This is a genomic window from Pelistega ratti (genome assembly GCF_009833965.1).
Classification (GTDB): domain Bacteria; phylum Pseudomonadota; class Gammaproteobacteria; order Burkholderiales; family Burkholderiaceae_B; genus Taylorella; species Taylorella ratti.
On sequence record NZ_CP047165.1, the window covers coordinates 1,689,102 to 1,704,116 of the forward strand.

A 15,015-nucleotide genomic window follows, 5' to 3' on the forward strand; every position below is an offset into this window, starting at 1 on the left:
GCTCGTTTAGTCTAACTAAATGTAGCCACTTTTGCTTGATAGCAGATAGGGGTTTTAATAAAAATAATATATCACCTAAATAGGTTCTGGTGAATGCTATCTTTTGTCGTATTTTTGATGAGAAATCATCTCTTATGGTTATAGGGATTTTCCCTTAGTTAAGGGTAGGGGTAGCAGATGGGTACCCTTATCCTTTTTGAGAGGGTAGCAGTGATCTGATAAGAGCACAAAAAAGAGAGGACGGTATCCCCTCTTTTTTATTAACTCCTTGTTAATATTACGGTATTAGAAAGGTATCCCTTTAATTTACCCTTGTTGATAAAGCGAATAATAGAGCAGAAGATAGTCGTAAAATCGCTTAAATAATGTGTTTTATGATGTTTTCTTTAGGTATAAAAAATAATGTTATGCCAAATAATATACTTGCTCAAATAAATATTGGTTTTTATAATGAGACGTTTCCAACCATAAAGTGAGGTCAGACAATGCGTTCATTATTCATAACTCTTGGCTTGGTGATGGGTTTCACCAGTATGGCTTTTGCAAACCAAGAAAGTAGAGAAATTAAAATTGGTACGGAATCGGCTTATGCCCCATTTGAGTACAAAAATGAAAAGGGTGAGTTAGTCGGATTTGATATTGATGTGGGTAATGCTATTTGTGAAAAATTAAACGCAAAATGCGTATGGGTAGAGCAACCTTTTGAGTCGCTTTTACCGGGGTTACAAGCACGTAAATTTGATATTGTTCATGCGAGCTTGACGCATAATGCAGCCCGTGAGAAAGTGATTAATTTCTCTGAGAGTGTTTATGCAATTCCTACGCAGTTATTAGCTAAAAAAGGGAGTGGTCTTGAGCCAACGGTAGAGTCGCTTAAAGGTAAACGGGTCGGTGCTTTACAAGGAAGTGCGCAAGAAGCGTATGCTAAACAAGTATGGGGTAAGAAAGGGGTAAAAATTGTTTCTTATACCGAGCAAGATCAAACCTTTATTGACCTAGGTGCAGGACGTATTGATGCGGCCATTCTGGAAAAACCAAATGGTTATGCTGGCTTACTCAGTAAACCAGAGGGTAAAGATTACGAATATGTGGGTGAGCCACTTGTCCATCCTTTATTGGCCAATAAAATTGGATTGGGTTTTCGTAAACAGGATAAGCAATTAAAAGCAGAAGTCGATGAGGCAATTTTAGCTTTGCGCAAAGAAGGTGTTATTGCTCAGTTAGCTGAAAAATATTTCCAAAAAGATGAATTAGATTTGCTTGACTAATCTATCAATAAGGTATAAAAAGCGATTATGATCGTGATAGAATGAAGGGCTTATATTGAGAATATTTTTTGCTCTTCATTTCGATCATTTTAAATGAGGTGGTGTGATACATAACAAGTATGTATCGTGCTTTTTAAGAGTGTTATTTAAAAGGCGTTTATGTTTTTAGACGGTTATGCCAATCAGGTCTTGACGGGAACGATAGAGACGATTAAGTTGGCTTTCTTTTCTTTATTAGTTGCTTTTGTTTTGGGGCTTTTAGCCGCAGCAGGCAAATTATTTGGTAATTGGTTTTTTAGAGTATGGGCACAGGTCTATACAACCGTTATCCGAAGTATTCCTGATTTGGTGTTGATGCTATTGGTATTTTTTGGGATTCAACAACTGCTTAATGCGTTTACAGATGCAATACAGATAGATCAGATTGATCTTGATCCTTTTGTAACAGGGATTCTAACGATTGGTTTTATTTATGGTGCTTATTTTGCAGAAACCTTCCGTGGGGCTTTTTTAGCAGTACCTAAAGGGCAGTTAGAAGCTGGAAAAGCCTATGGTCTGACCAAGTACCAAATTTTTATGCGTATTTTATTCCCACAGATGATGCGTTTTGCTTTGCCGGGGATTGGTAATAATTGGTTGATTGTCTTAAAAGCAACGGCATTAGTCTCTATTATTGGGTTAGCGGATATTGTGTTGGTATCACAACAAGCTGGGCGAGCAACTGGGAAGATGTTCTTTTTTATCCTTGTGGCAGGGGTTATTTATCTTATTCTAACAACACTATCTAATCTGGTATTGTGGTGGTTAGAGAAGAAGTATTCAGCAGGGGTTCGAGAGGCTAAATTATGATCGAAGCTGTTGATAATTTTTTAATGATTTTAAATGACTACTGGAAACCCTTTATCTTTTGGGATGGTACAGAGTTCTCAGGGTTAGCGGTAACGCTATGGTTATTGGTTCTTTCGGTAAGTCTTGGCTTTGTGCTAGCCTTACCTTTATCGATTGCACGCGTTTCTAAAAACCGTTGGATGAGTGGTTCGGTTTGGTTATTTACCTATATCTTTCGGGGAACGCCACTTTATATCCAGATTTTGTTAATTTATAGCGGTATGATTAGTTTAGATTGGGTAAAAAATGAACCAATGCTAAACGATTTCTTCATGAGTGGTTATAATTGTGTCGTTTTAGCCTTAATGTTAAATACATTAGCTTATACGATTGAGATTTTTGCAGGTTATATCAAATCCACTAATCACGGAGAAGTAGAAGCGGCTTATGCCTTTGGTATGAGTAAAGCAAAGGTTTATCGCCGAATTATTTTACCTTCTGCTTTACGTCGAGCCATTCCTGCGTATAGTAATGAAGTGATTTTGATGTTGCATTCTACGTCATTGGCGTTTACTGCAACAGTGCCTGATATTTTAAAAGTCGCTCGTGATGCTAACTCAGAAACCTATCTGACATTTACCTCTTATGGTACAGCTGCACTGATTTATATGGTGATGTCATTTATTATTGTGGCAATATTTAGAATGATTGAGCGTAGAGCGCTTGCTTTTTTAGCCTACGAAAAGAAATAGGAAGATTATGTTTAAATTAGATATAAAAGATATTCATAAATCATATGGTGAAAATGAGGTACTTAAAGGCGTATCTTTACAAGCCAAAGCAGGGGATGTGATTGCGATTATTGGTTCAAGTGGATCAGGCAAAAGTACCTTTTTACGCTGCATTAACTTCCTTGAGTTCCCCAATAGTGGTTCTATTTCGCTGATGGGTGAAACAGTAGAGATTATTAAAGATAAACGGGGTAATGGCCGTGTACGAGATGAGAAAAAATTACAATCTTTCCGTACCAAATTAGCCATGGTGTTTCAGCATTTTAATTTATGGGCACATATGACAGCCCTAGAAAATATTATTGAAGCCCCTATTCATGTTTTGGGGTTGAGTAAAGAAGAAGCGATTAAACGGGCGCGTCATTATCTTCAAAAAGTGGGTTTGCCAGAAGCGGTAGAGCACCAGTATCCCTCACAAATGTCGGGTGGTCAGCAACAGCGTGTAGCCATTGCACGTGCATTGGCGATGGAGCCTGAAGTGATGTTGTTTGATGAACCTACCTCAGCATTAGACCCTGAATTGGTTGGTGAGGTCTTAAAAGTGATGCAACAATTGGCAGAAGAAGGGCGAACGATGATTGTGGTAACGCATGAAATGGGGTTTGCACGTAATTTGGCAACACAGGTGATGTTCTTACATAAAGGTTGTGTAGAAGAACAAGGTACACCGGATGAGGTCTTTAATCATACGAAAAGCCCTCGTCTTCAACAGTTCTTATCAGGTAATTTAAAATAAATGACACTAGCGACTGCCCTCTTTTTATTACTTCTAGGGTGTTTTAGTGGCTTTCTAGCTGGTTTATTGGGGGTTGGTGGAGGAATGACGATCGTTCCTTTCCTTACCCTGATTTTTGGTATCTATCAATTAGTACCTAGTGAGTATGTCGTGCATTCTGCTATTGCGACAGCAATGGCAACGATTGTATTCACTTCTTTGTCCAGTATGCAAGCGCACCACCGTATGGGAGGGGTCATTTGGCGAATTGTTCTACAAATAACACCGGGGATTATACTGGGCGGTTTTTTATCGGGTACGCTGATTTTCCAGTGGCTTAATATGGCATGGTTGTCATTTGTATTTGCTTTATTTGTTTTTTATTCTGCCTACAATATGTTGATGAATAAAAAGCCTAAACCTAGTCGCCAATTACCCGGTTGGTTAGGTATGACGGGGGTCGGTGTAGTGATTGGGGCTGTTTCTGGGCTTGTAGGGGCTGGTGGTGGATTTATGTCTGTGCCTTTTATGGTCTGGTCTAATGTTCCTCTCAAAAAAGCGGTTTCTACTTCGGCGGCTATTGGTTTTCCGATTGCTGTTGCCAATAGTTTTGCCTATATTGTCGGTGGGTGGAATACCTTAGGTGAGCATGACGGTATGATTGGATATCTGTACTGGCCAGCCCTTTTGCTTTTAATCTCTATGAGTATGCTATTTGCACCATTAGGTGCAAAATATGCGCAGATATTGCCCGTTGATAAGCTCAAAAAGATTTTTGCTTTATTACTTTTTGTGATTGCGTCTATGATGATGCATAAGGCATTAGAGGCTTTCGGTTTAATCGGCTAATATAAGAAAGGCATGGAGAGGATTCCATGCCTTTTGTGTATCATGATAATTTAATGATTTAGGCTAAAAATAAACAGCCTACTATATAGGCAAAAATATCAATACAAGCTACTTATTTTTTATTAAAAATCACCAAAGGCTCTTCGCCATTCCATGGCATTAAAGGAACGGTTGAAAGGCTATTATAGGGAGAGCCATCAATAATTTTTTCACTTAATACAAGATAAATAATGGCATTATTTTCTATATCGGTGAGACGGGTAATATTAAGATCTTTGAATAAGAAACTCATTTTTTGTGTAAAGACTTTTTCCTTTTTAGGCGGAATACCCTTTGTTGATTTAAGAGGGCCTACTTGATGGCAAGAAAGGGCAAAGCGAGAAGGATTTTCGGCAACCCCTAATGCCCCTGAAATTCCACCTGTTTTGGCATAAGATAGATGACAAACAATACCGTCAATATCAGGGTCTTTAAAGGCTTTGACACATACCTTATCATTATTAACAACACGCCAAGTGGTACTAACGCAAGCAAGCTCTTCCTGTGCTTGTGCTGTTTGAAAAGGACTTAAAAATAAAGTGAGTAAAAAGAACAAAGTGAGGTATTTTTTCATAGCAAATCCTAAGCGATAGAGATAGTCCTTTTATTATAGCGTAAGGTGTTGTTTGGTATAGGCTTTTTGAGTAACCCCCTGACTTTGCTAGTCTTAGCGTAGTGAATTAGGTACAATGAAGCAATGATGATAAAAATTATCGTAAGAGTATCTGAAAAGACAGTAAGATGAGTACCTTAGAAAAACTACGCATTGATAAATGGTTATGGGCGGCACGATTTTATAAAACACGTTCGTTAGCCGCAGATGAAATCGGTAAAGGTCGAGTATTGATTAACGGACAATTATGTAAGCCTGCTCGAGAAGTGAAAGTAGGCGATAGTGTTATCATTCGACAAACGCAAATGGAACGTGAGGTAGAAGTAAAAGCCTTGAGTAGTGTTAGAGGGCCTGCACCTGTTGCCCAAACACTTTATGAAGAAACGGCTGAAAGTATTACCAAGCGAGAAGCCGAGCGAGAGCGCCGCCGTTTTGTCTATGAACCAGCTGATGACTACACCAAAGGGCGACCCACCAAAAAAGATCGCCGAGAGTTAGAACATTGGCGTAGGGTATTTTAATACTTATTATCGATAGATTCTGATGTCATAAGAGGAATATATTTATGCGTACATTGCGTTTTTCAGCAGCCCCTACCGTTTTTTTATTTATCGCGTTGCCTGCTATATTGGGTATATTGGTGATGGTGGTATTGTCGATGTATTACGGGATAACAAAAGGGGGATTAACGTCTCTTGAATGGTATATTAGTCTATTAGTGCTATTACATAGCTTTGGTATGTATGCTGTGCCTTTTTTAGTATTGGGGATTATCACTGTCTTTTTATTGGATAGGGGATTAGGTTCAACAGGGGTACTCTTACTGAGTGTGATATCGGCGGTTATTCTTGCGGTATGGAATATTATTATTAGTGATGAGGTTGTACCTATTGTATTGGTGTTGTTGTTAGGATTTATTGGTGTGTATTGCCTATTACTATGGGCATCTGTACCGATAGAAGAGCGTAAAGTCCCTAAACTCTTTTCTTATGATTGATTTTTAAACCTAGGATTTTCCCTAGGTTTTGTTTTTTTGACCCTTTTTAAAGGGTTTTCCCTCTTATGATAAAAAGTGCTTTATTTATATAATATTTGTCAATCTTTTATAAATATACGATATTTTCCTCTGGAAAAGGAGAGTTTACCTTATGGAATCTTTAAATGAGTTTATTGCGAATATTGGGGGCTTAGTCTGGGGCCCCTATATGCTAACGTTTTTGGTGGGTACGGGAGTATATCTCACCCTACGATTAGCTTTTTTACAGGTGCGTATGTTGCCTTTTGCCTTAAAACAGGCATTTAGTAAACATCCTAATACAGATAATCATGAGGGGGATATTTCACATTTTGGTGCCTTGATGACGGCATTATCAGCGACAATTGGTACAGGTAATATTGCTGGTGTAGCGACAGCGGTGGTGCTAGGTGGTGCTGGTGCGGTATTCTGGATGTGGGTGAGTGCTTTTTTTGGTATGGCGACCAAATATGCAGAAGGTATTTTGGCAGTTAAGTATCGTGTAACCAATAGCAAAGGTGAAATGAGTGGTGGCCCGATGTATTACCTTGAGAGAGGGTGTAATCTTAAATGGTTAGCCATTCTTTTTGCACTTTTTGGGACGATTGCTTCTTTTGGTATTGGTAGTTCAGTACAGTCGAACTCTGTCGCTGCCTCTTTACAAACCAGTTTAGATATTGATACATGGAAAACGGGTATTGTGCTCACCATTTTTACGGGTTTAGTAATTTTAGGTGGTATTAAAGGCATCTCTCGTGCAGCATCTATTATTGTTCCCTTTATGGCAATTGTCTATGTGGCTGGTGGTATTGTTGTTATGTTTTATCATGCGGACTTAGTGATTCCTGCCATTGAAAAAATTCTGTCAGAAGCCTTTACAGGGTCTGCGGCATTAGGTGGTGCTGTTGGTTTAGCCATTCGATACGGTGTTGCACGAGGGGTATTCTCTAATGAAGCGGGGATGGGTTCGGCACCGATTGCAGCAGCCGCGGCTAAAACAGATCACCCTGCTCGTCAGGCTTTTGTATCCATGACCGCAACATTCCTTGATACGATGGTAGTATGTGCGATCACAGGGATTACGATAGTCATTGGTTTATTAACAATACCTGAGGGAACAATTGCTGCAGGTACAACAGGAGCATCTCTAACGGTGCAAACGTTTGACTATTTATTACCCGGGGTGGGTGGTTCATTAGTAACCTTTGGTTTGATCTTCTTTGCCTATTCTACTATTCTGGGTTGGTGTTACTATGGTGAGAAGTGTGCTGGCTATGTATTTGGTGATAAATCAGTACCCGTTTATCGTGTTATCTATGTACTAACCGTTTTATTAGGTACATTAGAATTCCAAGGTGATGCCAAATCAACAACAGAGATTGTATGGGGGTTATCAGATGTATTTAATGGTCTAATGGCAATTCCTAATCTCATTGGTTTAGTCTTATTGTCAGGTGTGGTCGTGAAAGAAACAAAAGATTTCCTTGAGAAACGCCGTAAAGGTGAATTACCTTAATCCAGTTTAGTAATTAAACAAATTATCGGGTTAAAGCAAGGTTTTTAACCCGATTTACTTATCTTGTTAGGTCGAATTTGAGGTTGTACAGGGCTGATAACGTTGTGTTGTACTCAAAAATAGTGTATTGGGTAAATAATTGATAGATATTACTTTTAGCATCATAAAAGATAAATCGCTTGCTTTTACGCAATAGGATGGATAAGTTTATTACAGAAAAAAGATAAAACAGACAAAGCAGATTGGTTATTCAATGGTAGAATCTTGACAGTTAATATTAATACTCATTATTAACAACATATATTTTTAATTAGGGTCTTTATATAGGGAAAGTATCCAAATGAGTTTTTTAAAGAAATTTTTTTCAGGTAATCTTGTTCTACAAATTATTAGTGCCTTAATTTTAGGAACAGTATTAGCACTTATCTCACCAGAGTTAGGCTTAAAAGCTGGTTTTTTAGGTGAACTTTTTGTAAAAGCCTTACAATCAGTTGCACCTATTTTGGTCTTTGTATTGGTGATTGCGGCTATTGCTCGTCAAAATATAGGTGCGGCATCCAATATGAAATCGATTATTATCCTTTATCTAGTGGGGACATTTGCCGCATCAGCAATAGCGGTATTGGCAAGTTTTATGTTTCCAACTGAATTAACATTACCTAAGGATAAGATTGTAGTAAGTGCACCTGCTGAGATTACCTCTGTATTAAAAACAGTTGTTTTAAATATGGCAGATAATCCTGTTAATGCCTTAGTATCGGCTAATTATCTCGGTATTTTGACATGGGCAGTGATGATTGGTATTGCTTTGCGTGTTGCTTTGCCAGAAACCAAAACAGTTGTTGTCGATTTTTCTGATGCTATTACTAAGGTGGTTCAATGGGTGATTCGTTTAGCACCTTTTGGGGTATTTGGTATTATTGCTTCTGTTGTGGCAAAAACAGGGATTGATGGGTTCAAGAGTTATATACAGTTACTCTTTGTTTTAGTAGGGACTATGCTTTTTGTGGCACTGGTGGTTAACCCTATTATTGTATGGTTTAAAATTCGCCGTAATCCGTACCCATTAGTTTTCACTTGCCTAAGAGAAAGTGGGGTAATGGCATTCTTTACACGTAGCTCTGCGGCTAATATTCCAGTAAATATGATGCTCTCTAAAAAGTTAGGATTAAGAGAAGATTTTTATACGGTATCTATTCCTATTGGGGCAACCATTAATATGGCAGGGGCTGCTATTACCATTGCCGTATTAACTTTGGCGGCAGTTTATACAATTGGTATTCAAATTGATGTAGGTACAGCCCTAATGCTTAGTCTTTTAGCAACGATTGCTGCTTGCGGGGCATCAGGTGTACCGGGTGGATCATTATTGCTTATTCCTATGGCGGCAAGTCTTTTTAGTATTCCTAATGAATATGCTTCGCAAATTGTAGCGATTGGTTATATTATTGCTGTCATTCAAGATTCTTGCGAAACAGCCTTAAACTCTTCAACAGATGTGTTATTTACCGCTGCGGTTGATATTGCTGAACGTGAACGTGCCGGTGTGTAATTAATGTAAAAAAGGTATTACGTATCCTTTTTCTGATGATTAAAAACCGTTTAATCTTGATAGGTTAAGCGGTTTTTTTATAGATAATAAGTAGTAAAGATAGTTTATTTATCATTATAAATTTTTGTAAAAAGCATGGAGAAATAATGATTAAGCAAGCGAGTTTTCTGTAGCGAAGCCAAAGAACTGTTTGAGCGACTTAATATTATTTGCAGTGTTTTAATCTATGTATTCTCACTATAGATAGTTTATTTATCGTTATAAATTATGATAAGAAAAAGTACAATACATAAAAAAGGGACTATGATTAAGTCCCTATAAGATATTCTTTAAGAAAACAATATGATTGCTATAAAACCCCTAAAAGAGTAGCGATAACTAATAATAAACCCGTGTAGATATTGGCTTTAAATAAAGCATGGCTTTTTTCAGGGCGTTGTAAATCAAAAGATTTAAGTTGCCAAAAGAGATGAATAGCCACTAAAACCATAGCGACATAGTACAACCAGTGCATAGATAGCGTAATACCAGCAAGTACCCAGAATAGAATACTGACCGCGTAAAAACCACTTAACCAATAAATTCCCTTATTACCAAATCGCCTTGCTGTAGAGCGAAGCCCTAAGCGTTCATCATCTTTAATATCGGTGTAAGCATATAGCGTATCATACCCAATTTGCCATGTTAATGCCCCTAACCACATATAAACAGCACCGCAGGGTAGCGTATTGGCGGTGTCTGTCCATGCCATTAACATTCCCCAATTAAAGGCAGCACCGAGTACAGCTTGTGGCCAGTAGGTAAAGCGTTTACATAAGGGATAAATAATTACAAGAGGTACAAGAATAACAGCCAACCATCGACTATAGCTATTAATAAAAAAGAGTAGTAATGCTGCTGCCCCGAGCTGAATAAAGAGAAAAATAACGGCTTGTTTTAAGGTAACTTGCCCACTGGTGAGGGGGCGAAACCGAGTTCGTTCAACATGCTTGTCAAAATCCCTATCCCAAATATCATTGATTGTTGAGCCAGCACTACGCATGAGTAATGCACCTAAAGAGAAAACCAGTAACCGCCAAAAATCAGGTATGCCATGAGCCGCCTGAATAAGTGCAGCAATACAAGGAAGTAAGGTTAGCCATGTACCAACAGGTCGATCAAGGCGAGCAAGCCTAGCATAGGGCTGTAAAGAAGGTGGCAAATAGCGATCAACCCAGTCATTATGATGAATATCGCTTAAATCTGGTTTCTCAATAGACATATTATTAATTGTTAGTGAAAGAGATAATGGTTTATTGTAACCATTTCTATGATAGGGAAATTATTTTTTAAGAAATTAAATGGAAATAGATGATAGGTTGAATGAAAAAAATAAGAGACACTTTACCTATTGTTGAGTAAGAAAGTTTTTGCTCTCAGATAATTAGGCTAATGTTATACAAGAGAGGGTAGAGAAATAAAAGGCTTATTTTATGCTCTTCTTAATATTTTTTAATAGGACGAATACTCATGTATATAACCGGAAGAAAATAAGGAAGAAAGATAAAATATTTGTAAAGTTATAAAGAAATAAAGTAAAAATACATCATTTTATTCATAAACAATTCATAAAAAAGTCATAAAAAAGCTGATTTTTTGAATATTCTGATGATAGAATGAAGCTCTTTAAATAAAATAAACCCTCTTATATTAGGAAATTCAGTAATGATTTTCAGATAAGTGGTGAAGTAATATGTTTACATTTGAACCAAGTAATCAATCCTCCTCAACTAAAGTAGAAAGGTATCAACTACTTGCTCAGCAACTCAGTAGTCTTTTGGCGGGTGAGTCTGATTTGATTGCCAATGCGGCGAATATGAGTGCCTTAGTGTATCATCAAGTAGAAGGTTTAAATTGGTGCGGTTTTTATCTCTTTGATGGTAAAGAACTGGTGTTAGGGCCATTTCAAGGTAAAGTTGCCTGTGTTCGTATCGCATTAGGTCGAGGTGTCTGTGGTACAGCAGCGAGTATGCGTGAAGTACAAGTGGTCAAAAATGTACATGATTTCCCCGGACATATTGCGTGTGATGTTGCTTCTCAATCTGAAATCGTCATTCCTTTAATTAAGAATGATCAACTTATTGGTGTATGGGATGTGGATAGCCCTTATGTAGCACGTTTTGATAACGATGATAAAGAAGGTATGCTAACCTTATGTAAAATATTCCTAGACTCACTCCATTCATAAAAGGTAAGAAAAATTATGTCAAGTACTATTGAAATTGTTGCGACAATACTTTTTGTATTAGCGATTATCCATACTTTTTCTGTCCCTGTATTTGCTAAATTGGCACATAAAGGTGGCCCTCACGCAGGTATATGGCACTTGATGTCAGAAGTTGAAGCTGTATTTGGAATATGGGCAGCTGTTTTATTAGTATTTATGGCAATTACTTCTGGTGTCGATTCGGCGGTGTCTTATATGGACTCCCGAAATTTTACCGAGCCACTGTTTGTGTGTGTCATTATGGTGATAGCCGGTAGTCGTCCTATTCTTGAAATGGTAAAGAGTATTGTTAGAACGATTGCTAAAAAAGTGCCTGTCCATACAGAGGTTGCTACCTTTTTTATTACCTTGAGTTTAGTGCCTTTACTTGGTTCGTTTATTACAGAGCCTGCTGCTATGACGCTAGCTGCATTGATGCTTAGAGAGGCTTTTTTCTCTCGAACAAGAAGTTTAAGGCTTAAATATCTGGTGATTGGTGTTTTATTTGTGAATATCTCTATTGGGGGGGTATTAACATCATATGCTGCTCCACCCGTATTAATGGTGGCACAAACCTTTGGTTGGGATAGTACCTATATGGCAACTCATTTTGGTTGGCGTAGTGTGATTGCCGTTTTCATTAATGCAAGCCTTGCTACATTTGCTTGTTATCGTGATATTATCGATAATGCATCCAAAAGAAAAGTATATACAACGGCAGAGCAAGAGCGTCCTCCCGTACCCTTTATCTTTATGTTGATTCACTCTTTATTCTTACTCGGGGTTGTTGTCTTTGCACACCATGTAGCAGTCTTTATTGGTTTGCTTATGTTGTTTATTGGTTTTTGTAGTGCTTATAGCAAACATCAAGATCCTTTAATGATTAAAGAAGGGTTAATGGTTGGTTTCTTCTTGGCTGGGCTGATTATTTTGGGTGGTTTACAAAAATGGTGGCTACAAGATATTCTAGCGGGTCTATCACCAATGGCATTGTATTGGGGAACAACTATTCTAACCGCAGTTACCGATAATGCAGCGCTAACGTATCTTGGCTCATTAGTTGATGGGACAAGCGATATGTGGCGTTATATGTTAGTCGCAGGTGCGGTAACAGGGGGTGGTTTAACAGTGATTGCTAACGCCCCTAACCCTGCAGGTTTCTCCATTTTACGAACCAGTTTCCCTGAGGAAGCTATTTCGCCTAAGAGTTTAATTCTTGGTGCATTAATTCCTACTCTGATTGCAGCTATTTTATTTTTGATACCAGTGTAGTTTTCTAAAGGAAAATGTATCTAAAAGCGGTAAAATAAACGGTTAATTTGATTATGTAGAAAGTTATAGATAACTTTTAATCCTAAAAGAGAGAATAACGTGCCTATTTACGCTTATCGATGCACAAACTGTGGCTATAGCAAAGAGGTATTTCAAAAAATGTCGGATGCCCCTTTGCATAAATGCCCAGAATGTCAAAAAGAAACCTTTACCAAGCAAATTACTGCCGCCAATTTTCAACTGAAAGGAACAGGTTGGTATGTAACCGATTTCCGTGGCGGAAATAAGAGTAGTGGTGGAAGTAGTGAGGGGAAATCCTAATTCCACTTAAAAAGTCGTTACCCTTATCGTATGATAAATAAGAGGGTATGCCTTTTCTTTTTAATTTTTCTTTTTAATTTTAATCGCTGTCTTTGCAGTAATTGACGGATTCCATTTATATATTTTCATTTTTACAATGATTTTCGGAGCATATTCATGACTCGTACTTGTTATACAGGTGATGTAAGCCTAGCACAATTAGACCAAACAGTAACTTTATATGGTTGGTGTCATCGCCGTCGTGACCACGGTGGTGTTATTTTTGTGGATTTACGCGACCGTGAGGGGTTGGCACAAATCGTTTTTGACCCTGATAACCAAGAAGCGTTTAACATTGCTGAGGGTATCCGTAATGAGTATTGCCTTAAAATTACGGGTTTAGTACGTCGTCGCCCTGAGGGTACTGTCAATGCCGAACTTAAATCAGGCGAAATTGAAGTATTATGCCGTACAGTAGAAATTCTTAATGCCTCTGTTACGCCTCCATTCCAGCTTGATGATGAAAACCTATCCGAAACGATTCGCTTAACGCATCGTATTATTGATTTACGCCGTCCGGTAATGCAAAACAATTTAAAATTACGTTACCGTGTTTCGATGGAAGCCCGTAAATATTTGGATCAATTAGGGTTTATTGATATTGAAACCCCTATGCTGACCCGTTCTACACCAGAGGGTGCGCGAGATTATTTAGTCCCTTCTCGTGTACATGATGGTCAATTCTTTGCCTTACCACAATCACCACAACTCTTTAAACAAATGCTAATGGTGGCAGGTTTTGATCGCTATTATCAAATTACAAAATGCTTCCGTGATGAGGACCTACGTGCTGATCGTCAGCCAGAATTTACCCAAATTGACTGCGAAACCTCTTTCTTAAATGAAGTCGAAATTCGCGATATTTTTGAAGGTATGATGCGTCATATTTTTAAAGAGGTAAAAGGCATTGAATTAGCTAATCCATTCCCTATTATGTCATGGGATGAGGCAATGGCTCGTTTTGGTTCTGACAAGCCTGATTTACGAGTGAAATTAGAGTTTACAGAACTGACGGATGTGATGCGTGATGTTGAATTTAAAGTATTCAATAGTGCAGCTAACCTGGCTGGTGGTCGTGTTGTTGCTTTACGTGTTCCCGGTGGTGCTGAATTATCACGTAAAGAAATTGATGAGTACACACAATTTGTGGGTATTTACGGTGCAAAAGGATTGGCATATATCAAAGTCAATGAATTAGCAAAAGGACGTGATGGCTTACAATCACCTATCGTCAAAAATATTCATGATGCTGCGATTGCCGAAGTGCTAAAACGTACAGGTGCTCAAGATGGCGATATTCTTTTCTTTGGTGCCGATAAAGCTAAAGTGGTAAATGATGCGATTGGTGCTTTACGCGTGAAAATTGGTCTAAGTGATTTTGCTAAAGCAAAAGGACTGTTTGAGGCGACTTGGAAACCATTATGGGTAGTTGATTTCCCGATGTTTGAATATGATGAAGAAGAGGGACGCTATTTTGCAGCACATCACCCCTTCACAAGCCCTAAAGATGGTCATGAAGATTTTCTATCGACTAACCCAGAAAAAGCCTATGCAAAAGCCTATGATATGGTGCTAAATGGTTGGGAAGTCGGTGGTGGCTCTGTGCGTATTCACCGTGAAGAAGTACAAAGCAAAGTCTTTAAAGCATTAAATATTGATGCCGAAGAAGCACGTGCTAAGTTTGGATTCTTATTAGATGCCTTACAATATGGTGCGCCTCCGCATGGTGGTTTAGCCTTTGGTTTAGATCGTCTCGTTACATTGATGACAGGCTCAGAATCTATTCGTGATGTGATTGCTTTCCCTAAAACGCAGCGTGCACAGGATTTATTAGTACAAGCACCATCACCTGTTGATGAAAAACAATTGCGTGAATTACATATCCGCTTGCGTAATCCAGTAGATATTAAATAAATGTAGTGTCAAAGAGCCTATCCATATGGATAGGCTTT

The 15,015-nt window shown here is 38.2% G+C and carries 14 protein-coding genes and 1 pseudogene; 13 read left to right on the forward strand and 2 right to left on the reverse strand.

The window, feature by feature from the left end:
• The first annotated feature begins 485 nt into the window (after positions 1–485).
• The 5 genes from F9B76_RS07375 (at position 486) to F9B76_RS07395 (ending at position 4,451) form a co-directional block, all read left to right on the forward strand.
• Positions 486–1,268 carry a transporter substrate-binding domain-containing protein gene (locus tag F9B76_RS07375; RefSeq protein WP_159991534.1) on the forward strand — a complete coding sequence of 261 codons (783 nt, stop codon included), beginning with the start codon at positions 486–488 and terminating at the stop codon, positions 1,266–1,268.
• 159 nt (positions 1,269–1,427) lie between these two features.
• Entirely contained in the window at positions 1,428–2,117 is a 690-nt protein-coding gene (locus tag F9B76_RS07380; RefSeq protein WP_159991535.1) for an ABC transporter permease, read from the forward strand.
• A complete protein-coding gene (gene hisM / locus F9B76_RS07385) occupies positions 2,114–2,848 on the forward strand; it encodes a histidine ABC transporter permease HisM (RefSeq protein ID WP_201289296.1) in 735 nt (244 codons plus the stop codon). Before F9B76_RS07380 ends, hisM begins: the two co-directional genes overlap by 4 nt.
• A 7-nt stretch (positions 2,849–2,855) precedes the next feature.
• A complete protein-coding gene (locus F9B76_RS07390) occupies positions 2,856–3,623 on the forward strand; it encodes an ABC transporter ATP-binding protein (protein ID WP_159991536.1) in 768 nt (255 codons plus the stop codon).
• Entirely contained in the window at positions 3,624–4,451 is an 828-nt protein-coding gene (locus tag F9B76_RS07395; RefSeq protein ID WP_159991537.1) for a sulfite exporter TauE/SafE family protein, read from the forward strand.
• 112 nt (positions 4,452–4,563) lie between these two features.
• Here the strand turns inward: F9B76_RS07395 and F9B76_RS07400 are convergent, their stop codons facing one another.
• Positions 4,564–5,064 carry a CreA family protein gene (locus F9B76_RS07400; protein WP_159991538.1) on the reverse strand — a complete coding sequence of 167 codons (501 nt, stop codon included), beginning with the start codon at positions 5,062–5,064 and terminating at the stop codon, positions 4,564–4,566.
• A 167-nt stretch (positions 5,065–5,231) separates the two neighbouring features.
• Here F9B76_RS07400 and F9B76_RS07405 point away from each other — a divergent pair, with 167 nt between their 5' ends.
• From F9B76_RS07405 to sstT, 4 genes are all read left to right on the forward strand, one after another.
• The gene (locus F9B76_RS07405) at positions 5,232–5,624 is read left to right on the forward strand and encodes an RNA-binding S4 domain-containing protein (RefSeq protein WP_159991539.1); all 393 of its coding nucleotides are present in this window, start codon (positions 5,232–5,234) and stop codon (positions 5,622–5,624) included.
• Between the two features lie 44 nt (positions 5,625–5,668).
• Positions 5,669–6,100, forward strand: a complete 432-nt coding sequence (locus F9B76_RS07410) for a hypothetical protein (RefSeq protein WP_159991540.1) — start codon at positions 5,669–5,671, stop codon at positions 6,098–6,100.
• Between the two features lie 151 nt (positions 6,101–6,251).
• Complete coding sequence (locus F9B76_RS07415) at positions 6,252–7,634, forward strand: alanine/glycine:cation symporter family protein (protein ID WP_159991541.1); 1,383 nt, start codon at positions 6,252–6,254, stop codon at positions 7,632–7,634.
• Between the two features lie 340 nt (positions 7,635–7,974).
• Positions 7,975–9,186 (forward strand): serine/threonine transporter SstT, encoded by a 1,212-nt coding sequence (gene sstT / locus F9B76_RS07420; protein ID WP_159991542.1) that lies wholly within the window; start codon positions 7,975–7,977, stop codon positions 9,184–9,186.
• A gap of 349 nt (positions 9,187–9,535) precedes the next feature.
• Here sstT and ubiA read toward each other — a convergent pair whose 3' ends face one another.
• On the reverse strand, positions 9,536–10,447 hold the full coding sequence (ubiA, locus tag F9B76_RS07425) for a 4-hydroxybenzoate octaprenyltransferase (protein WP_159991543.1): 912 nt from the start codon (positions 10,445–10,447) through the stop codon (positions 9,536–9,538).
• A 471-nt stretch (positions 10,448–10,918) separates the two neighbouring features.
• On the opposite strand from ubiA, the gene F9B76_RS07430 reads away from it, so the two are divergent.
• The 4 genes and pseudogenes from F9B76_RS07430 (at position 10,919) to aspS (ending at position 14,977) form a co-directional block, all read left to right on the forward strand.
• Positions 10,919–11,413 (forward strand): GAF domain-containing protein, encoded by a 495-nt coding sequence (locus F9B76_RS07430; RefSeq protein WP_159991544.1) that lies wholly within the window; start codon positions 10,919–10,921, stop codon positions 11,411–11,413.
• Between the two features lie 15 nt (positions 11,414–11,428).
• Positions 11,429–12,703, forward strand: a complete 1,275-nt coding sequence (locus F9B76_RS07435; RefSeq protein ID WP_159991545.1) for a putative Na+/H+ antiporter — start codon at positions 11,429–11,431, stop codon at positions 12,701–12,703.
• Between the two features lie 99 nt (positions 12,704–12,802).
• Positions 12,803–13,009, forward strand: a pseudogene (locus F9B76_RS07440) (FmdB family zinc ribbon protein); the annotation flags it as partial.
• Between the two features lie 171 nt (positions 13,010–13,180).
• Positions 13,181–14,977 carry an aspartate--tRNA ligase gene (aspS, locus tag F9B76_RS07445; protein WP_159991547.1) on the forward strand — a complete coding sequence of 599 codons (1,797 nt, stop codon included), beginning with the start codon at positions 13,181–13,183 and terminating at the stop codon, positions 14,975–14,977.
• Positions 14,978–15,015 lie beyond the last annotated feature (38 nt).